Origin of the sequence: Bordetella holmesii (assembly GCF_020735985.1) — a bacterium.
In the GTDB taxonomy this organism is placed as follows: Bacteria; Pseudomonadota; Gammaproteobacteria; order Burkholderiales; family Burkholderiaceae_B; genus Bordetella; species Bordetella holmesii.
In genome coordinates, this window is record NZ_CP085973.1 from 1,013,243 (window position 1) to 1,032,864 (window position 19,622).

Sequence of the window (19,622 nt, forward strand, 5' to 3'; positions counted from 1 at the left end):
GCGACGCATGTCTCGCCGCCCGCTTGACGCAGCGTATGCGCAGGTTCTCGGGCCGGCAGCCGTCGGGCGGGTGCGCGCGGCGCTAAGCGACGTGCCGGCAGGGCAGGCCGTGGCCGTGGCGCTGAGCGCGGGAGCCGATTCGGCCATGCTGGCGTTGGCGGCGGCGGCAGCTGCGGTGGACAGACCGCTGTTGGCGTTTCATGTCCATCATGGATTGCAGGCGCAGGCCGACGAATGGGCAGCCCATGCGAGGCGATTAGGCGATTTGCTCGGCATCGCGGTGCGCGTGGTGCAGGTGACGGTGCCGATGGATGGCAGCGGCATGGAGGCTGCTGCTCGTGCGGCCCGCTATGCCGCGCTGGCCGATGCGGCGCGCCGCGACGGGGTGAGTCATGTATTGCTTGCTCACCATCAGGATGATCAGGCCGAAACCGTACTTCTGCGGCTGCTGCGTGGCAGCGGCGTCGACGGCATGGCGGCCATGCGTGCATCAAGCCAGCGCGACGGGGTGACCTACCTGCGCCCCTGGCTGGACCTGAACCGCCAGGAAATCCGCCGTGCTGCCACGGCATTTGCCGAGTTGACGGGCTGGCAGGCCGTCGAAGATCCCAGCAATGCCGATCCGCGCTATACGCGCGCCGCTGTGCGTACCGCGCTGTCTCCTTTGCTGGACGCGCGCTGGCCTGGGTGGCAGGCCATCGTGGCGCGTCACGCGCGGCAGATGGGCGAGGCGGCGCAGATCCTGCACGAGGTCGCCGGCGAGGATTTTGCCCGGCTGCAGCCGGATGCTGATGGCCGAGGGTTCGGTCTGGCCGCCTGGCGCGAACTGTCGCCGCCACGCCAAGCTCAGGTCTTGCGCTATTGGCTGGCGCAGGCCGGCCTGCGCATGCCCGCCGAATCAAGGCTGGCCGAACTCATGCGTCAATTGCGGCAATTGCATGCGCTCGGGCATGATCGGCAGTTGCGGGTCAGGCACGAGGGCCATGAAATTCGTTGTCATCGCGGCAGGGTATGGCTGGAGATCGCCCCAGGTCCGGTCGACGCTGCGCCGCGCTGACGCAAAGCTGTCTGCGCAAATTTTCACCATGCGCTAGAATCATCGACTTTGCCCGACTTTGCGGGCCCCCAGCCAGAGTACGAGATGTCCCTGATCGTTCACAAGTATGGCGGTACGTCGATGGGCTCCATCGAGCGCATCAAGAATGTGGCGCGCCGCGTCGCGAAGTGGCACGCCGCCGGCCACCAGGTGGTCGTGGTCCCGTCGGCCATGTCGGGCGAAACGAATCGCCTGCTCGGTCTTGCTCGCGAAATCACGCCGCAGCCCAGCGGCCGCGAACTCGACATGATTGCCGCCACGGGCGAGCAGGCCTCCAGCGGTTTATTGGCCATCGCCTTGCAGGCCGAGGGCGTGCAGTCGTGTAGCTACGCTGGCTGGCAAGTCCCCGTTGTGACCGATTCGGCCTATACCAAGGCACGTATCACCTCCATCGACGATGCCCGCATCCGCGCCGATCTGGACGCCGGTCGTGTTGTCGTCGTCACCGGTTTCCAGGGCGTGGACCCCGAAGGCTACATCACAACGCTGGGCCGGGGTGGTTCAGACACCTCGGCGGTCGCTGTGGCCGCCGCGCTGAAGGCTGATGAATGCCTGATCTACACGGACGTCGATGGTGTGTACACCACCGACCCGCGTGTGGTTCCCGAGGCTCGCCGCATGCCCGTGGTCTCGTTCGAGGAAATGCTCGAAATGGCCTCCCTGGGCTCGAAGGTGCTGCAGATCCGTTCGGTCGAGTTAGCCGGTAAATACCGTGTGCCGACCCGCGTACTGTCCTCGCTGACCGACCCGCTCATTCCGCTCGAAGAAGAAATGGTTTCGGGCACGCTGATTACTTTTGAGGAAGACGAAAAAATGGAAGCCGCCGTTGTCTCCGGCATCGCCTTCAGCCGCGACGAAGCCAAGATCACCCTGTTGGCCGTGCCCGACAAGCCGGGTATTGCCTATTCGATTCTGGGCCCGGTTGCCGCGGCCAATATCGATGTCGACATGATTGTGCAGAACCAATCGGTCGCCGGTACGACCGATTTCTCCTTCACGGTCAACCGCAATGAATTTCTGCGCACTGTCGAACTGCTCAAGCGTGACGTGATCCCTGCGGTCAGTGCCCGCGAATTGATCACCGACGAAAAAGTCGCCAAGGTGTCCATCGTTGGCATCGGCATGCGCTCGCATGTCGGTGTGGCCAGCCTGATGTTCCAGACGCTTTCGCAAGAGGGCATCAACATTCAGATGATCAGCACCAGCGAGATCAAGACGTCGGTTGTCATCGACGACAAGTACATGGAGTTGGCCGTTCGCGCCCTGCACAAGGCCTTTGGCCTGGATCAGGCTCCGGCTGCGTGATAAGAGGCGGATGCTTATGCGTCCGCTTTTTTGCATTTTTTCCGGGCTCATCCGAAAAAACTGTAAAAAATTCGTGTAAAATCTCGGATTCTTCGGAGACGTGCCCGAGAGGCTGAAGGGGCTCCCCTGCTAAGGGAGTATGTGGCTAAAAACTGCATCGTGGGTTCGAATCCCACCGTCTCCGCCAAGATTTAAGGCCCGCGATTTTTATCGCGGGCCTTTTCATTTGGCGCAAGCCATTTGCCAGTGGTTTACAACCCCAGTTCACTCAGGCCCGGGTGATCTTCTGGCCGCCGACCCAGTGGCCAGCGAAACAGACGGTCGTCTTCGCGCAGGGGCATGTCGTTGATACTGGCGTGGCGATAGCGCATCAAGCCCTGATCGTTGAACTCCCAGTTTTCATTGCCATACGCGCGAAACCAGTTACCTGAGTCGTCGTGCCACTCATAGGCAAAGCGCACCGCGATATGGTTGCGGTCATGCGCCCACAACTCCTTGATCAGCCGGTAATCCAGCTCGCGCGCCCATTTACGCCTGAGAAAGGCGATCACCGCTGCGCGCCCCTCAATGAACTCAGCGCGATTTCGCCAGTGCGTGTCAGGCGTATAGGCCAGGCTCACCTTGACGGGGTCGCGCCCATTCCAGGCGTCCTCAGCGGCGCGCACTTTCAGGACGGCGCTTTCATGGCTAAATGGCGGCAGAGGCGGTCTCGATTCCTGCATGGCTGCTCCTCTCATGGTTGGGGCTAGACAGCGCGGCGTAAGCGGTGATTCGCGACTTATCGATGTTGGCAGTATAGTGAAGGCCAACTCATATATAAGACTTGGGCCTCGCCTTTCCTGTAGCCATGCTGTTGACCTTCTCACGCAATGAAGTCCATCCGGCCGGCGCCGGCGTTCCACAATCCGAACGGTTTGGCGCCATGGTGGCTGTCATGCTGGCAGTCTGCATGGCCAGTCTGGATACGGCGATCGCCAACACCGCGCTGCCGACGATCGCGCGCGAGATCAATGCGACCGAGTCAGCCTCGATTTGGGTGATCAGCGCCTACCAACTCGCCATGGTGGCCGCGTTGCTGCCGGCGGCGGCCATGGGCGATGTATTCGGCCATCGACGTGTCTATCTGGTGGGGTTGATTGTCTTCATTCTCTCGTCTCTGGCCTGTGGGCTGGCCCCCTCGCTGCCGGTGCTGGTGGCCGCGCGCATTCTGCAAGGGTTGGGCGCAGCCGGCCTGATGGGCATCAACGGGGCGTTGGTGCGCTTTATCTACCCTTCGCATGCATTAGGGCGGGGCGTCGGGACCAATGCGCTGGTGGTTGGCCTGTCGTTTGCCGCCGGGCCCACGCTGGCGTCGCTGATACTGGTTTACGGCTCGTGGCACTGGCTGTTTCTGATCAACGTGCCGGTAGGTGTCGTGGCGCTGGTGCTCGCCTTGCGCGGTTTGCCCGCGACCGCACGTTCGGGACATCGCTTCGAGTGGCGTGCGGGTTTGCTATGCGCGGGCTTTCTGTCTTTTCTGGTGTTGGGGCTGACAGAAGCCGGTCACTACGTGCCGGTCTGGCGCGTGGCCTCGGAACTTGCGATCGCCGCCTTCTGCCTGGTGCTGTTGTTGTATCGGCAAGCCGGTCATCCGGCGCCCATACTCGCCGTGGATCTGTTGCGGCGGCCCGTTTTTGCACTGTCGGCCGCCACGGCCGTCTGCGCGTTCGCGACCCAGGCGCTGGCCTTCGTCTCGTTGCCCTTCATGCTGCAACAGGTGTTGGGATACACGCAGGTCGAGACAGGTTTTCTGATTACGCCATGGCCGGTGGTGGTGGCGGTGATGGCATTGATCGCGGGCCGGATGTCGGATCACTATCCTGCCGGTCTGCTGGGCGGCGCCGGTCTGGCCGTACTGGCGCTGGGCATGCTCAGCCTGGCGACAATGTCCGCGCAGCCGACTGCCTGGGATATCGGTTGGCGCATGGCGCTGTGCGGAGCGGGTTTTGGTTTTTTCCAGTCTCCCAATCTGCGGGCCATCATCGGCGCAGCACCGCCCGGACGGGCGGGCGGGGCCAGCGGCATGGTCGGCACGGTGCGTCTGCTGGGGCAGTCCTCCGGCGCGGCCCTGGTGGCAGCCTGTCTGCACCTGGCCGGGGTTGGCGGAACCGCCTGGGCTCTGTGGCTAGGCGTGCTGTTTGCCGCGCTGGCCAGCATTGCCAGCTTCGCGCGCCTGCGTTTTGCCGACTGACGGTGGCCGGCTTGCTCAGAAGCGGTAGGTCGCGGTCAGGCCCGCGCTCCAGTTGCGGCCCGGGGCGGGCTCGAAGTAGCGACCATTGCCTTCGTTGACGATGACCGAGCCGGCGTAGCGGCGGTCGAACAGATTGTCCACGCGGGCATAGGTGCTCCAGGTCCAGGGCCCATGCTTCCAGATGTAGCCTGCCGATAGCGCCGCCACCACATAGCCGGCGGCCGCATCGCTGTTGGCGTCGTCGACGTACAGCTTATCCAGATACCGGCCTTCGATACCGGCCTGCCAGCCTTGCGGCGGCGCCCAGGCCAGCGCGGCGTAAAGGGCCTGGCGGGCAATGCCGGGGATCGTATTGCCCGCTGCGATGCCCGTGCCGGCCACGTCGTCGCGGTAGCGCGCATTGATATAGGTATAGGCCAGACGCGTTCGCCAGTGGGAGCCGAACTCGCCGTCCCAGGCCAGCTCCAGCCCGTCGCGGCGTGTGCGTCCGCCATTGCGGAAGGCGCTGCGGCCGTCGATGCTACCTGCCGAGACGATTTCGTTTTCTGTGCGGGTGTGAAAGACCGCCGCCGTCGCCAGGCCGGTCGGAAAACGGCGCTTGATACCGGCTTCCAGATTGGTGCTGACCGAGGGTTGCAGGCCGAAGTTCAGGCCTGGCTGGCCGTCGGGACGATAGGATATCTCGTTCATCGTCGGCGTCTCGAACCCCTTGCCGAAAGAAACATAGACATTGCTGTCATCGTCTAGCGCATAGCGCAGGGTGGCCACCGGCAGAGCGCGCCGATAGCGTGCGTCGCCGCTGTCATCGCCATTGCCCGCCACGATGTAGTGATCGCGCGAATCGAAGTCAACGCTGCTATAGCGCAGGCCGGTGTCCAGGGTCCAGCGGGGCAGAAATTCCCACGACGTCTGCAGGTAAGGGTCGAGGTTGTAGACCTCATTGGTCTCATCCCGGCGCAAGGCGCCCTTGGTGCCCAGCGTCGCGCCGCCACGGGTGAAGTTTTCATAGCCTTTGCGGATCTCGTGCAGGCTGTCGTAGGCCAGTCCGCCCACGACGGTAAAGGGCTGGCCGGCCAGGGTCATATGAGAAGTCCAGCGCACGTCGGCGCCGCCATAATCACGGCGCAGGCCGATGACGCCGCCGGACTGCGCAGGCGGACTCTGCACGGCTACGGGGATGCTCTGATATTGCCAGGTTTCGCGTTGTCCGTAATACACCATGACGCGCAATGCATTGTCGGCATCGACCTGGCGCTCATACACCAGGCCGCCTTGCGTCTGCAGCACTGTCTTGCGGGTGTTGAAACGCTGCGCCGCGGGCGAGGCGGCACGCGGATCGTCGTCGAACTCCTGTCGCGTCAGGCCCATGGGATCCTGGGCTTTCAGGTCGACCCTGTTGAGCACCAGTGTCAGCCGGCTGTCATCGTCGAGTTGTAGACCGAGTTTGGCGTTGGCCAGATTCTTGCGCGCGCCACTGTGATCGCGATAGCCATCGCTGGTGAAGCGATTTATGCCCACGACATAGTCCAGGTCGCTTGCACCGGTGCCGCTTGCTCCGCTGGCTTGTACGCCATAGCGAAGCGTGTTGAAGCTGCCCGCGGCCATGCTGGTTTGCACGTGCGGTGGACGGGCGCCATCTTCGGTGAAGACCTGCACCACGCCGCCCGATGAGTTTCCATAGAGCGCCGAGTAGGGCCCTCGCAGGACTTCGACCCGGTCGGCCGAGCTGATGTCGATATTGGAGGTCTGCCCCTGCCCGTCGGGCATGGTGGCCGGGATGCCGTCGACATAAATCCGCACGCCACGCACGCCGAAGGTCGAGCGTGCGCCAAAGCCGCGGATGGACAGTTGCAGATCCTGCGCGAAGTTCTGGCGATTCGGTATCTGCAGTCCGGGCACTGCGCTGAGGTTCTCTGAGAGATTGACCTGCAGGGCGTTGGCCCGCAGCGTGGCGCCGTCGATGACATCCACCGATGCCGGTGTGTCCAGCACGGAAGTGCCGTTGCGGGTGCCTGTGACGACTATAGGGGCGAGCGTGGACGTTTGCCCCAGTGTGGGCAGGGGCAGCAGCAGCAACGCGAGCCGCAGGAGAGGTCGGAAAGGATGCACTAAGCCTCGATGGAGAGCCAGCGTCTGGCGCTGCGCACCAAGGCGTCGACGGCTGCGTCGATAGCCACGCTGTCCGGGTGCGCGCCGAGCATGACGGTGCGGGTGAAGAAGTCATAGACGAGGGCCCCATGCAACTGGGTGGCGACTTCGTCGATGCGTGTGTCGGGATGAATGGCGCCCAGGTCGATCTGGACCTGGAGCAAACGGGTAAAGGCTACGCGTGAAGCGACCGGTCCGTGGGCGAACCAGGCGCGGCCGACCTCCGGCAGTCGTGCCGAGGTCGCCACCACCATGCGGTAGAAGGCGACCTGGCGCGGATTCAGCATGGCATGGATCAAGGCGCGAGCCAGGCGGCTCAATGCGCCTTCCAGGCCGCCTGTCTGGACATCGAGGTCCGATAGGGCAGCCAGGAAATCATCGCAGAGATATTCCACCACCCGGCAGAAAAACGCCTGCTTGCTGCCGTAATAACGGTAGATGTTGGTTTTCGAGCCACCGGTCTGAGCCACGATCTCGTCCAGCGTGACGTTGTCGTAACCGTGGTCAAGGAAGAGATCGGCGGCCACACGCAGCAGACGATCGCTGCGGTCGCGGCCGCGTCGGGTGACCCGCCCGCCGGGCGGCAGAGAAGATCGTCTGGCGGTCGGGTCGCAGGGACTCATGGCGTGGCTCGCGGCCTTATGGCTTGCCGGGCAAGGCGTAGGCGATGACGTAGTCGCCGCGATCGGGCGATTGGCGCGCGCCGCCTACGGACAAGACCACGAACTGCCGGCCGCTCTTGGGCGAGACGAAGCTCATGGGCGTGGCCTGCGCGCCAACGGGCAGGCGGGCCTTCCAGAGTTCCTTGCCCGAGGTGGTGTCCATGGCGCGCAGGTAGTAGTCCTGTGTGCCAGCATAAAACACCAGGCCTGAAGCCGTGGTCAACGGGCCGCCCAGCGTAGGCATGCCGATAGGGATCTGCAGCCCGGTTTTCATGCCCAGGGGGCCGGTGTCCTGCAGCGTGCTCATGGGCACCTGCCACATCAGTTGGCGGCTCTTCAGATCGATGGCCGACAGCGTGCCATAGGGCGGTGCGTGGCAAGGCACGCCCAACGGCGACATGAAGCCATTCTTGGATACGCCGTAAGGTGTGCCGGTTTGTGGAGCAAAACCGTCATGTACGCCGGCCGCGCCTTCCTTGTCGGCGTCGGCGCGGGGGATCAGCTGTATCCATTGCGGCATGCGGATATCGTTGACGATCAGGTAGCCACGAGACTCATCGACCGAGGCGCTGCCCCAGTTCATGCCGCCGTAGTAGCCCGGGTATTGAAGGCTGCGGTGGGTGGAGGGCGGAGTGAACTCACCCTCGTAACGCATTTTCTTGAACTCGATGCGGCACCAGAGCTGATCGAAGAACGTCCCGCCCCACATCTTGGCTTCCGACAGCGGCTGCGTGCCGATCGCGGGCATGCCCACGGAATAGGGCTGGGTGGGGGAAGTCCAATCGCCTTGCTGCGCTCCCTGCGGAACGGGAAGCTCCTTGACCTCTGCCAGCGGTTTGCCCGTGGCACGGTCGAGCAGGAAGATCTGGCCGCGCTTGGTGACCTGAATCAAGGCATGCTGCATGCCGCCCTTGCCATCCGGAATGTCATAGAGCGCGGGTTGCGAGGCGACGTCATAGTCCCAGAGATCATGGTGCACCGTCTGGAAGACCCAGCGCTCACGGCCCGTGGCAATGTCCAGCGCCACGACCGACGAGGCGTACTTCTCGGCGGCCTTGCTGCGGTGCGCGCCCCAGAAGTCCGGCGGGGAGTTGCCGGTGGGCAGATAGAGCAGGCCGAGCTGGTCGTCGAAGGCCGGAGTCGACCACACATTGGGTGTACCGCGCGTGTACGTCTTGCCCTCGGGCGGCAGGCCGGTGATGGACGGATCGGCCATGTCCCACGCCCAGGTCAGTTCACCCGTGTCGGCGTTGAACGCGCGCACCGCACCGGAAGGCTCGTCGATGGCGCGGTTATCGAATACCCAGCCGCCGATGACGATCATGTTGCGCACGACCGTGGGCGCGGAAGTCTGGAAGTAGTAGCCCGGTTTGATCTCGCCCATGCCTTGTTTGAGATCCACGCTACCGTGCGAACCAAAATCCTCGCAAGGCTTGCCCGTGTCCGCATCCAAAGCGATCAGGCGCGAGTCGATGGTGCTCAGGATGATGCGCTTGCGGCATGCGGCAGGCTGCGCATCGCCGGCAGCGGGGGCTGCGGCGGTTTCGTAGTAACCCACGCCACGGCAGCGCTGCCAGACGGGTGAAGACGCCTCGGGGTCAAAGCGCCAGCGCTCCTTGCCGGTATCCGCATCGAGGGCGAAGACCTTGTTGTGCGGCGTGCAGACGTAGAGGGTGTCGCCGATCTGGATGGGCGTGTTCTGATTTTCGGCTCCGGACGAGGCGACATCGCCCGTGCGGAACGTCCATGCGACTTCCAGCTTGTCGACGTTTTGGGGTTCGATCTGCGTCAGCGGTGCATACCGTGTGCCGGACGGCGTGCGCCCGTAGTATTGCCAGTCGGCCACAGGCTGCGGCGTGGTCTCCGCGGCGGGTTGGGCTCTGGCCTCGGTACGGATGACGCCTTGCGGGCGGAACATCCCGACGCCGAAACCGATGAGCGCCAGCAACGCAACGCCGGCCAATGGATAGGCGTTGCGGCGCACGCGGCTGCGGGTGCCGTCGTTGTGCAGCGCCGGCCAGATCAGCAGCGTGATGAGGGCCAAGACAATGGGTCCGATCAGGCGCGGCACCAATTGCCAGAAGTCAGTGCCGACTTCCCAGAGCGACCAGATGACCGTCGCGACGAACACGATCGTGTAGAGCCAGGCGCCCGAGGAGCGACGGCGAATCAGCAGGATGCCCGAGGCGAGCATGCCCAGGCCGGCAATGAGGTAATACCAGGAGCCGCCGAGGCTGACCAGGCGGGCGCCGCCTGCGGCAAGCGCCAGGCCGATGAGCGCCAGCACGATGCCAAACAGTGTCACGTACCAAGGTGGGCGATTAGGGGTGGGGGACATGTGTCTACCTCTGTGTTTTCACCAGCACACGGTGTGCGCAAGACCGGATGTCAGGCCGGCCGGTGTGTTCATGAAAAATCCGACGAAATGATACCTATCGGTATCATTTGGGGCAAACCCTGAAAATCAGGGGGTAAAATAGGGTTCATCGAGGAATACCGGGGAATGCAGACCGGATCTTGAGGAAGAAGTACTCCTGATCGCGGTAGCCGTAGGCGCGGCGCTTGATGACTTTGATGGTGTTGTTGATGCCCTCGACGATGCTGGTGTTGAGCCGGTGGCGACAGCGAGACAGAATCCCGTGCAGATAGGCTTTTAGCTTGAGCGCGAAGTGAGCCAAGGCGGCGATGCCGCTGCCCTGAGCCTGTTGCAGCCAGTGATCCCATGCCTGGCGGGCGTAGCCGGGGTGTTGGTAGAACCACAGCTGTTTGAGCTCATCGCGCATCAGATAAGCGGTGAGCAAGGGCTGGTTGGCCTGGAGCAACTCGTCCAACTTTACCGATTGGCACGGATCGAGGTTTTTGCGATTGCGCAGCAGTAGCCAGCGACTGGACTTGATCACCCGGCGGGCCGGCTTGTCGTGCCGCAACTGGTTCGCTTGGTCTACACGCACCCGGTCTATCACTTCACGGCCGTACTTGGCCACGACGTGGAACAGGTCGTAGACGATCTCGGCGTTGGGGCAGTTGGCCTGGATCTCCAGCTCATAGGCCGTCGTCATGTCGATCGCTACGGCCCGGATCTGCTGGGTGACCTGCTCCCCGTGATTAGTACGAAATCGATGTAGAGTCCGTTCCCAAAGGAATGGCAATGAAGAAACGATTTACGGAAGAGCAAATCATCGGCGTGCTCAAGGAAGCCGATGCAGGTGCCAAGCCCGCAGAGTTGTGCCGCAAGCACGGAATCTCCGAGGCAACGTACTACAACTGGAAGGCGAAGTTCGGTGGCATGACGGTGTCGGACGCTCAGAGGCTCAAGGAGCTGGAGCAGGAGAACAACAAGCTCAAGAAGCTGTTGGCCGAGTCGATGCTGGACAAGGCGGCGCTTCAGGATCTGCTAAGCCGAAAGTAGTCAGCCCGCAGGCCAAACGCGAGGCGGTCAGGACATTAATGACCGAGCGCAGCATGGGTGTTACCCGGGCCTGTGGGCTGGTAGGAATTTCGCGGTCGCTGTTTGCCTACGAGAGCACACGCTCAGGCGATGCTGCGCTGACCGAGCGCATGAAAGAGATGGCAGTGGCGAAACGACGCTACGGCTATCGGAGGATCCATGTGCTCTTACGTCGCGAAGGCTGGCAAGCAAATCACAAGCGAATCTGGCGGCTGTACAGTCTGGCAGGGTTAAGCGTGCGAAAACGAAAGCGTAAGCGAATCGCGGCGACCGAGCGCGTGGTTCGCCCAGCGGCAATCGCGCCGAATCAGAGTTGGTCAATGGACTTTGTGGCCGACGGCCTAGCCTATGGCCGCCGATTCCGCTGTTTGACTATCGTCGATGACTACACTCGCGAATGCCTGGCCATCGAGGTCGATACGTCGTTGCCGGGACTGCGTGTTGCCATGGTGCTGCAACGGCTGGCGGAGATGCGTGGCCTGCCGCGATCTATTACCGTGGACAACGGGCCAGAGTTCGCCGGAAGAGCCTTGGACGCCTGGGGGCCTACCAAGCAGGCGTAAAGCTGTCGTTTATTCGGCCGGGTAAGCCGGTGGAGAACGCTTATATCGAAAGTTTCAACGGCAAGTTCCGCGACGAATGCCTTAACGAGCACTGGTTCTTGTCCCTGCGACAGGCTAAAAGCTTGATCGAAAACTGGCGAGTCGAGTACAACACCGATCGGCCTCACAGCGCGCTCGGATATTTAACGCCGGCGCAATTCGTGCAGGCTCATCAGAAAGAAGGTCTTTTACCCCTGGGCTCTATGTCGGTGCCGTACTAAATCTGGGGGCAGGTCAGGGCAACCCCAGTTGGCAGTTGTTCGAAGAAGGCTCTGGCCGTCTCGCGCGAGCGGCCATCACCGATCCATAGCACCTGACGGCGGATCGGATCGACAACGACCGTGGCATAACGATGGCCCTTGTGTAGAGCGAACTCGTCCATCGCTAGGTAGTGGATCTGGCTCCAGTCCGGCTCTTGGATCGCCCGTCGCAGCAGGGCCTTGTCCAGCGCCTTGACCGTGTGCCAACCCAGTTGGAAGAAGCGCGCCACGGCCAGAATGTTGCTGGACTCAAGCAACTGGCTGACCGCCTCGGCCAGCCGGTCGGTCACTCGCTGGTAACGGCCCAGCCAGCTCAGCCTCTCCAGATGCGGTCCACCGCACTGCTCGCACCAGACCCGCCGACGCGGCACTACCAGCGTCACTCGCAGCGCCATTAGCGGCAGATCCCGCACCCGGCGCGTGGTCGTCTCATGCACCTGCCGACATCGGTTGCCGCAGTGCTCGCAGTGCATCGTTCGCGCTGAAGGCTTCAGGTAAATCGTGACCGTCCGGCTCTCACCTTCAGGCCACACGACCCGCTCCACCCGATAACCTTCCCACCCACCCAACCTCTCGATCGTCTTGCGGTCCAGCATGATCCCGGCCTTGATCCTTGAAAATCAAGGATCAAGCGTAACGGCAATCAAGCACGGCTCCACGCTATTCCGCGATGAACCTAAAAAAGGGGGGGTGATTTGTATTGCGCCGCCATGCATGCTATAAACACGCCTCTTTAGCGCCCGTAGCTCAGTTGGATAGAGTACTTGGCTACGAACCAAGGGGTCGTGGGTTCGAATCCTGCCGGGCGCGCCATATCTGCAAAGCCCGCAAGCCATGCTTGCGGGCTTTCTCTTTTGGCGCGGCGTGTGTTCACGAGGCATGACGCTTGCGACGCAGGGCCAGCGCGCCTACAAACAGCAACGACAGCGTCACAACGATGGTGGGCGCCGGTGCACTGTCGAGAAAGAAGCTCAGGTATACGCTGGCCATGCAGGACACGACGGCGATGCTCACGGCGCAGACCAGCATGGCGCCGAAGCTGCGCGTCAGCAGCAGGGCGATTGCGCCTGGGGCGATGAGCAAGGCGATGATGAGGATGATGCCCACCGCCTTGAGCCCACCGACGATCGACAGCGAGAGCAGGGCCAGCAATCCGTAATGCAACCACCCGGTTCGCAGTCCCAGCGCGCGGGCCTGTACCGGGTCGAAAGCCTGCAGCAGCAGGTCGCGCCACTTCACGACAATGACCCCGCTGACCACAATGGCGATGATCCCGCTTTCGACTTGGTCGGGCCAGGAGACGCCCAGCATGTCGCCGAACAGAATGTGATCCAGATGGACTTCGCTGCGTATGCTGGTATGCAGCACGACGCCCAGGCCGAACATGCCTGAGAAGACCACGCCCATCACGGTTTCCTGCTTGAGGCGGCTGTTGGCCTGCAGATAGCCAGTGCCCACGGCGCAGAGCATGCCGGCACCCAGTGCGCCGATTTCCAGAGGTATACCGGCCATATAGGCGAGCACCACGCCGGGGAACACGGCGTGCGAGACGGCATCTCCCATCAGGGCCCAGCCTTTCAACACCAGGAAGCAGGACAGCAGAGCCGTGGGGATGGCTACCAGCATGGCGATCAGAAGCGCCTGGCGCATGAAATCGAACGCCAAGGGAGCATAAAGCTGTTCGATCAGCGTCATGAGGCCTCCAGCGCGGCTCGCCGGTGTGCTGCCAGGCGGCCATGCTTGGGGGCAAAGACGAATGCCAGCAGAAAGCACAGCGTTTGCAGCAACACGATGATGCCGCCGGTGGCGCCGTCCAGAAAGTAGCTGGCATAGGCGCCGATGAAGCTGGTGGCCGCACCGATGATCACGCTCAGGATCAGCAGATGGCCGAAGCGGTCTGTCAGCAGGTAGGCTGTGGCGCCGGGCGTGACCACCATGGCGACCACCAGAAAGGCGCCGACGGTCTGCATGGCGGCCACCGTGCAGGCGGCCAGCAGGCTGAAGAAGACGGCCTTGATCACGCGCGGATTGATGCCCGTGGTCCACGCGTGGTTTTCGTCGAAGAACGTCACCATCAGATCTTTCCACTTGCACAACAGTATGGCGAGCGAAACAAAACCGATGATGGCCAGCTGCAAGGTGTCTTCGGGTGTGATCGCCAGGATGTTGCCCATGATGATGGTCTGCAGATTGACCGCCGCGGGCGACAGCGAAGCCATGAATAGCCCCAGGCCGAAGAACCCCGCAAACACAAGGCCGGTGACGACATTTTCCTTGAGAGCCGTGCGCTGCTTGATGAACAGCATCGCCGCCGAGGCCAGCAGTCCGGCCAGAAAGGCGCCGCCGGAAAACGGCAGGCCCAACATGTAGGCGCCTGCCACGCCGGGCACGATGGCGTGCGAAAGCGCATCGCCAATGAGCGACCATCCCTTGAGCATGAGGTAGGCCGACAGAAAAGCGCAGACCATGCCGACTAGCGCGGAGACCCACATGGCCTTGATCATGTAGTCATAGGTGAATGGCGCGACGAGCCCGGCGATCATGGCCGGTCTCCGGGGCGTGGTTCGCGCGGTGTCGCGGTGTCGCCGTAGAACACCAGCGGCCGCTCATCATCGGTGACAATGTCCACGGCCAGCGCCCTGCGCTCGTCGGTGTTGCTCAGTACGAAGCGGCGCAGCACGCCGCCGAATGTCGCCTGCAGGTTGGCCTGCGTGAACACGTCAGCCACTGGGCCGTAGGCCAGTACGGTTCGATTGAGCAATACCGCGCGATCACAGAATTCCGGCACGCTGCCCAGATTGTGGGTCGACACCAGCATGATGCGGCCTTCGTCGCGCAGTCGGCTGAGCAGGGCGATGATGGCGTCTTCGGTCGTCACATCCACGCCGGTGAAAGGTTCGTCCAGCAGAATGACGCGCGCGTCCTGAGCCAGGGCGCGCGCCAGGAAGACCCGTTTCTTCTGGCCGCCGGACAACTCGCCAATCTGTCGGGTGCGCAGGGTATGCATCCCCACGCGCTCGAGCGCCGACGTCACGGCCAGGTGATCCTTGCGGCCCGGGCGGCGCAGGGGGCCCATATGCCCGTATCGGCCCATCATCACGACATCTTCGACCAAGACTGGAAAATCCCAATCCACGTCTTCGCTCTGGGGCACGTACGCCACCAGCTTGCGGCGCAGCGCCGTGCGGGCGGGCATGCCGAGGACCTCTATCTGTCCGCACGCCAGGCGTTGCAGGCCCATGATGGCCTTAAAGAGCGTGGACTTGCCGCTGCCATTGACCCCGACCAGCGCGGTGATGGTGCCTGCGGGGATCTCGAAGCTGGCGCCGCGCAAGGCGGTGTGGCCGTTGCGGTAGGTAACCGTGGCCTCGTCGATCTTCAGGCCGGTCAGTGTGGTGGGGGGGATCAAGGTTGCAGTCCGCGAGCGATGGTTTCGGTGGTCACGCGCAGCAGGTCAAGATAGGTGGGCACGGGGCCATCGGGCTCGCTGAGTGAATCGACGTACAGCACGCCGCCATAGCGCGCGGCGGTTTCTCGCGCAACCTGCTTGGCCGGCGCGGGCGAAATCGTGCTTTCGCTAAAGACTGCTGGAATCTTGTGCTCGCGCACCACGTCGATGACATGGCGCACCTGCTGCGGCGTACCCTGCTGGTCCGCGTTGATGGGCCACAGGTACAACTCCTGGAGCCCGAAGTCGCGCGCCAGATAACTGAACGCGCCCTCGCTGGATACCAGCCAGCGACGGTCAGGGGCGATGGCGTGGAGTCGTTGCGCAATGGGTTGCAGGGTTGCCTGGATGCGCGCCTTGTAGGCTTGGGCATTGGCGCGATAGATCTCGGCGTGGGCGGGGTCATGGCGCGCCAGGGCATCGCGGATGTTGTCGACGTAAATCAGCGCGTTCTGAGGCGACATCCACGCATGGGGATTGGGTTTGCCTTGGTAGGGGCCGGCGTCAATGCTTATGGGGGTGATGCCATCGCTGACTACGGCACTGGGGACGTTGCGTACCCGGCTGAAGAAGCGCTCGAACCAGCGCTCCAGATTCAGGCCGTTCCAGAGCACCAGTTGTGCGCCCTGGGCTCGCGCCAAATCGCCCGGCGTAGGCTGGTACTCATGAATTTCGGCGCCGGGGCGGGTGATGGCCGTGACGTCCGCGGCGTCGCCGGCCACATTGCGTGCCATGTCGGCAATGATGGTGAACGTGGTGACCACTTTGAATTTGTCGGCGGCCAGCGCGGTCAGGGGAGGGCTGAGCCCGGCGAGAAGGGCAAGGCACAGCAACAGGCGGCGGGATCGATCCAGCGACACGGAGGGACTCCTCGAAAACAAAAGGCGTGGCCCTTTCTGGCAAGGGCGCGTCAACAGGAGGATCGATAAAAAGTCATGCGGCACGTATAAAATTTAAAGGATAATAAGTCTCATTAATTGATTGTGTCCAGCACCGGCCTGGTGTCAACGCGGCGTGATCGCCGTCAATTGGACAAATGGTAAAAACACGCTATAATCTTTCTTCTGCGCCCGTAGCTCAGTTGGATAGAGTACTTGGCTACGAACCAAGGGGTCGTGGGTTCGAATCCTGCCGGGCGCGCCATATTGAGAAATCCCGCAAGCCATGCTTGCGGGATTTTTTTTAGGTTCATCGCGGAATAGCGTGGAGCCGTGCTTGATTGCCGTTACGCTTGATCCTTGATTTTTCAAGGATCAAGGCCGGGATCATGCTGGACCGCAAGACGATCGAGAGGTTGGGTGGGTGGGAAGGTTATCGGGTGGAGCGGGTCGTGTGGCCTGAAGGTGAGAGCCGGACGGTCACGATTTACCTGAAGCCTTCAGCGCGAACGATGCACTGCGAGCACTGCGGCAACCGATGTCGGCAGGTGCATGAGACGACCACGCGCCGGGTGCGGGATCTGCCGCTAATGGCGCTGCGAGTGACGCTGGTAGTGCCGCGTCGGCGGGTCTGGTGCGAGCAGTGCGGTGGACCGCATCTGGAGAGGCTGAGCTGGCTGGGCCGTTACCAGCGAGTGACCGACCGGCTGGCCGAGGCGGTCAGCCAGTTGCTTGAGTCCAGCAACATTCTGGCCGTGGCGCGCTTCTTCCAACTGGGTTGGCACACGGTCAAGGCGCTGGACAAGGCCCTGCTGCGACGGGCGATCCAAGAGCCGGACTGGAGCCAGATCCACTACCTAGCGATGGACGAGTTCGCTCTACACAAGGGCCATCGTTATGCCACGGTCGTTGTCGATCCGATCCGCCGTCAGGTGCTATGGATCGGTGATGGCCGCTCGCGCGAGACGGCCAGAGCCTTCTTCGAACAACTGCCAACTGGAGTTGCCCAGCAGATCCGGGCCGTAGCGATCGACATGACGACGGCCTATGAGCTGGAGATCCAGGCCAACTGCCCCAACGCCGAGATCGTCTACGACCTGTTCCACGTCGTGGCCAAGTACGGCCGTGAAGTGATAGACCGGGTGCGTGTAGACCAAGCGAACCAGTTGCGGCACGACAAGCCGGCCCGCCGGGTGATCAAGTCCAGTCGCTGGCTACTGCTGCGCAATCGCAAAAACCTCGATCCGTGCCAATCGGTAAAGTTGGACGAGTTGCTCCAGGCCAACCAGCCCTTGCTCACCGCTTATCTGATGCGCGATGAGCTCAAACAGCTGTGGTTCTACCAACACCCCGGCTACGCCCGCCAGGCATGGGATCACTGGCTGCAACAGGCTCAGGGCAGCGGCATCGCCGCCTTGGCTCACTTCGCGCTCAAGCTAAAAGCCTATCTGCACGGGATTCTGTCTCGCTGTCGCCACCGGCTCAACACCAGCATCGTCGAGGGCATCAACAACACCATCAAAGTCATCAAGCGCCGCGCCTACGGCTACCGCGATCAGGAGTACTTCTTCCTCAAGATCCGGTCTGCATTCCCCGGTATTCCTCGATGAACCTCATTTTTTCTCTCAAAGGCAGACAGGCGGGCGGGATTGCTGCATGGCCGCCGCATTTATACGTCTGCCCCCGGGTATAAGAAAAATTCTATTTATTTATTTATTTTGCATATTCGTGCTGCTTATGGAAAATGCCGCTGTGGCGACGACAGCCGGGCCCGATCTGAACGAAATGCGGGAAAGTCATGTTATTTCAATGACTTGTTGGCTCACTCCGGGATAGCCACGGGCTCGGAAGTCAGCGTGTCCCAACACCGACGATCAGCCTGGGACAGCACGGTATTAGTGAAACCCCGGGGGTCATATCAGGCCCAGCGTCTGCAATAGGGGCAGCCGTTGGTCATGGAAATTTGCGGCCAGCGTACGCAGTTCTGCCAGATTACTGGCGGCATCGGGCAAGGCAGTGCCATCTTTCATCAGGCGTCGTCCGCTGCTGTCGAGCCGCTGCCAAACATGCCGGACCCAGGCGTCGAGCTCATTTCCTGATTGCGCAGCCTGCAGCATCAGTCGGCTGACATGGTCCAGTGCGATACCGCCGCCGGTCACCGGGCTGGCCAGGTATTGGAGGATGTCACCGTTTTGCGCCAGAACATGACTGTTAAAGGCGTGGCAGCACCGCCGCGTACGCTCGGTACTTTCCTGGATGGGGTGAACGTGACCGCTGCCAGCCAGAACGAGCAGCGCCTCGATCGTTTGGGATGTAGCGATGTCTTGCGCCTGCAGCCGGGATTGCAGCTCCCCGATGGTCAGAGGGCCGTGCTGTTCGAATGCCTCGAGCAGGGGCTCATGGACGGCTTCTTTCATGGTGGCTTCGCGGGTGGCACCGCGCACGGTCATGGAGATGGCCGAGCGTGGCGAGCATAGCGCGATGCGCTGTTGTTCGATGAGGGTTTGCCTTTCTTCGGGCGGCAGCAGCCGTGCGCCCTTGATCCAGCAGTCTTTGCGAAAACTTCTTCCCACCATCACGTCGCGGGCGTCCTCCCGCACCAGAGGGTCCGTCAGCGCCGCCAGCACGGACTGCTGCTCGGCTGTCGTGTGCAGTGCCTCGACGTGATCGAAAGGGTCCGCGCTGCACGCGTAGTCCAATTTGGCGGTCTTCAGCGACGAGGCCAGACCACTGAAGATCTGGGGCTCCCATTGATGGTTGAAGTATTCGTGCAACAGATACTCGATGGGGTGGTCGCGCAGAGCCGGGACTCTTTCTTTGATCAACGGTGCGATCTGCTGGTAGATAGGGTCGGTTGCCAGCAGACGCTCGCAGAAATCCAGTGCCTGTTGTGCGCGCTCGCGCAAGGGACCGCCATTGCTGCGGGCATGGCTGGCAAGCAAGTGACGCACGGGTAGCATGGGTGCCCACCCGGGCAAGGCGTTGTAACTCAAATAAACCACTCCGCCGACGTTGAGTTTGCGGCGGATGAGATCGAGAATGGCCTGGCGGCTGTCATCCTGTATCCAGGACCAGATGCCGTGCAGCGCGATAAAGTCAAAGTTGGGCAGGTCCGGGCGGCCGACAAATTCTTCGAACGCGTCATCGCACAGGGTGGCTGGGTGGCCTGCGGCCCGGGCCAGCTCCTGCGCGAAGGCGACCTGCGCGGGATTGAAGTCCGTACCATGCCAGTGCCAGCCTGTGGCACTGGCATGGATGTTGATGCTCAGTCCTTGGCCGAAACCCAGTTCGCAGGCGTGACCGCTAGTCGGGAAGCGGTAGCCCGCCAGGCCCATGACGAATCTGAGCCAGAGGGGATTGAGCTCACGGTAGTAGCCGTAGGTATAGGGGACTTCGGTAATGTAACCGGCATTCCAGGCTTGCATGGTCGGCTGCCAAACAAATGGCAAATCATGCGCGCAGGCCATGGCGCAGCCGGGGCTTGATGTGATAATTCGGTCATATCCTAGCGGGCCAGGGTGAATGTGCTGCGGGGCTGTCGTCCT

At 62.4% G+C, this 19,622-nt stretch carries 13 protein-coding genes, 3 tRNA genes and 3 pseudogenes; 8 read left to right on the forward strand and 11 right to left on the reverse strand.

The annotated features are described in order from the left end of the window. Positions 1 to 7: 7 nt before the first annotated feature. The 3 genes from tilS (at position 8) to LK440_RS04780 (ending at position 2,588) form a co-directional block, all read left to right on the forward strand. Positions 8 to 1,057 carry a tRNA lysidine(34) synthetase TilS gene (tilS, locus tag LK440_RS04770; protein WP_005014790.1) on the forward strand — a complete coding sequence of 350 codons (1,050 nt, stop codon included), beginning with the start codon at positions 8 to 10 and terminating at the stop codon, positions 1,055 to 1,057. Positions 1,058 to 1,141: 84 nt separating this feature from the next. Next, entirely contained in the window at positions 1,142 to 2,401 is a 1,260-nt protein-coding gene (locus tag LK440_RS04775; RefSeq protein ID WP_005014786.1) for an aspartate kinase, read from the forward strand. A gap of 94 nt (positions 2,402 to 2,495) precedes the next feature. Then, positions 2,496 to 2,588 (forward strand) — tRNA-Ser (locus LK440_RS04780). Between the two features lie 64 nt (positions 2,589 to 2,652). Here LK440_RS04780 and LK440_RS04785 read toward each other — a convergent pair. Then, positions 2,653 to 3,123 (reverse strand): nuclear transport factor 2 family protein, encoded by a 471-nt coding sequence (locus LK440_RS04785; protein WP_005014784.1) that lies wholly within the window; start codon positions 3,121 to 3,123, stop codon positions 2,653 to 2,655. 125 nt (positions 3,124 to 3,248) lie between these two features. Between LK440_RS04785 and LK440_RS04790 the strand changes: the two genes are divergently transcribed. Then, positions 3,249 to 4,631 (forward strand): MFS transporter, encoded by a 1,383-nt coding sequence (locus tag LK440_RS04790; protein WP_169510540.1) that lies wholly within the window; start codon positions 3,249 to 3,251, stop codon positions 4,629 to 4,631. A 15-nt stretch (positions 4,632 to 4,646) separates the two neighbouring features. On the opposite strand, the gene LK440_RS04795 is transcribed toward LK440_RS04790, so the two are convergent. From LK440_RS04795 to LK440_RS04810, 4 genes and pseudogenes are all read right to left on the reverse strand, one after another. Next, positions 4,647 to 6,740 (reverse strand): TonB-dependent receptor, encoded by a 2,094-nt coding sequence (locus tag LK440_RS04795; protein WP_005014780.1) that lies wholly within the window; start codon positions 6,738 to 6,740, stop codon positions 4,647 to 4,649. Next, entirely contained in the window at positions 6,740 to 7,402 is a 663-nt protein-coding gene (locus LK440_RS04800; RefSeq protein ID WP_005014779.1) for a TetR/AcrR family transcriptional regulator, read from the reverse strand. The genes LK440_RS04795 and LK440_RS04800 overlap by 1 nt, the downstream gene beginning before the upstream one ends. Positions 7,403 to 7,418: 16 nt before the next feature. Continuing rightward, positions 7,419 to 9,779: a membrane-bound PQQ-dependent dehydrogenase, glucose/quinate/shikimate family gene (locus LK440_RS04805; protein ID WP_005014777.1), complete on the reverse strand. Its 2,361-nt coding sequence runs from the start codon at positions 9,777 to 9,779 to the stop codon at positions 7,419 to 7,421. Between the two features lie 145 nt (positions 9,780 to 9,924). Next, positions 9,925 to 10,533 (reverse strand): annotated as a pseudogene (locus LK440_RS04810) (ISL3 family transposase); the annotation flags it as partial. A gap of 56 nt (positions 10,534 to 10,589) precedes the next feature. Here LK440_RS04810 and LK440_RS04815 point away from each other — a divergent pair. After that, positions 10,590 to 11,712: pseudogene (locus LK440_RS04815) on the forward strand (IS3 family transposase). Positions 11,713 to 11,729: 17 nt separating this feature from the next. On the opposite strand, the pseudogene LK440_RS04820 reads toward LK440_RS04815, so the two are convergent. After that, positions 11,730 to 12,347 (reverse strand): annotated as a pseudogene (locus tag LK440_RS04820) (ISL3 family transposase); the annotation flags it as partial. A gap of 140 nt (positions 12,348 to 12,487) precedes the next feature. Here LK440_RS04820 and LK440_RS04825 point away from each other — a divergent pair. Continuing rightward, a tRNA-Arg gene (locus LK440_RS04825) sits at positions 12,488 to 12,564 on the forward strand. 57 nt (positions 12,565 to 12,621) lie between these two features. Here the strand turns inward: LK440_RS04825 and LK440_RS04830 are convergent. From LK440_RS04830 to LK440_RS04845, 4 genes are read right to left on the reverse strand one after another with little or no spacing between them, the layout of a single operon-like run. Further along, positions 12,622 to 13,446: a metal ABC transporter permease gene (locus LK440_RS04830; RefSeq protein WP_005014769.1), complete on the reverse strand. Its 825-nt coding sequence runs from the start codon at positions 13,444 to 13,446 to the stop codon at positions 12,622 to 12,624. Then, the gene (locus tag LK440_RS04835; protein WP_005014767.1) at positions 13,443 to 14,294 is read right to left on the reverse strand and encodes a metal ABC transporter permease; all 852 of its coding nucleotides are present in this window, start codon (positions 14,292 to 14,294) and stop codon (positions 13,443 to 13,445) included. The genes LK440_RS04830 and LK440_RS04835 overlap by 4 nt, the downstream gene beginning before the upstream one ends. Beyond that, on the reverse strand, positions 14,291 to 15,160 hold the full coding sequence (locus tag LK440_RS04840) for a manganese/iron ABC transporter ATP-binding protein (RefSeq protein WP_005014766.1): 870 nt from the start codon (positions 15,158 to 15,160) through the stop codon (positions 14,291 to 14,293). Before LK440_RS04840 ends, LK440_RS04835 begins: the two co-directional genes overlap by 4 nt. Further along, on the reverse strand, positions 15,157 to 16,059 hold the full coding sequence (locus LK440_RS04845) for a metal ABC transporter substrate-binding protein (RefSeq protein WP_005014765.1): 903 nt from the start codon (positions 16,057 to 16,059) through the stop codon (positions 15,157 to 15,159). The genes LK440_RS04840 and LK440_RS04845 overlap by 4 nt, the downstream gene beginning before the upstream one ends. A 206-nt stretch (positions 16,060 to 16,265) precedes the next feature. Here LK440_RS04845 and LK440_RS04850 point away from each other — a divergent pair. Further along, a tRNA-Arg gene (locus LK440_RS04850) sits at positions 16,266 to 16,342 on the forward strand. A gap of 124 nt (positions 16,343 to 16,466) precedes the next feature. Beyond that, positions 16,467 to 17,687 (forward strand): ISL3 family transposase, encoded by a 1,221-nt coding sequence (locus LK440_RS04855; protein ID WP_005011985.1) that lies wholly within the window; start codon positions 16,467 to 16,469, stop codon positions 17,685 to 17,687. Positions 17,688 to 17,990: 303 nt separating this feature from the next. Here the strand turns inward: LK440_RS04855 and LK440_RS04860 are convergent, their stop codons facing one another. Next, entirely contained in the window at positions 17,991 to 19,502 is a 1,512-nt protein-coding gene (locus tag LK440_RS04860) for a class I SAM-dependent methyltransferase (protein ID WP_025341169.1), read from the reverse strand. Positions 19,503 to 19,622 lie beyond the last annotated feature (120 nt).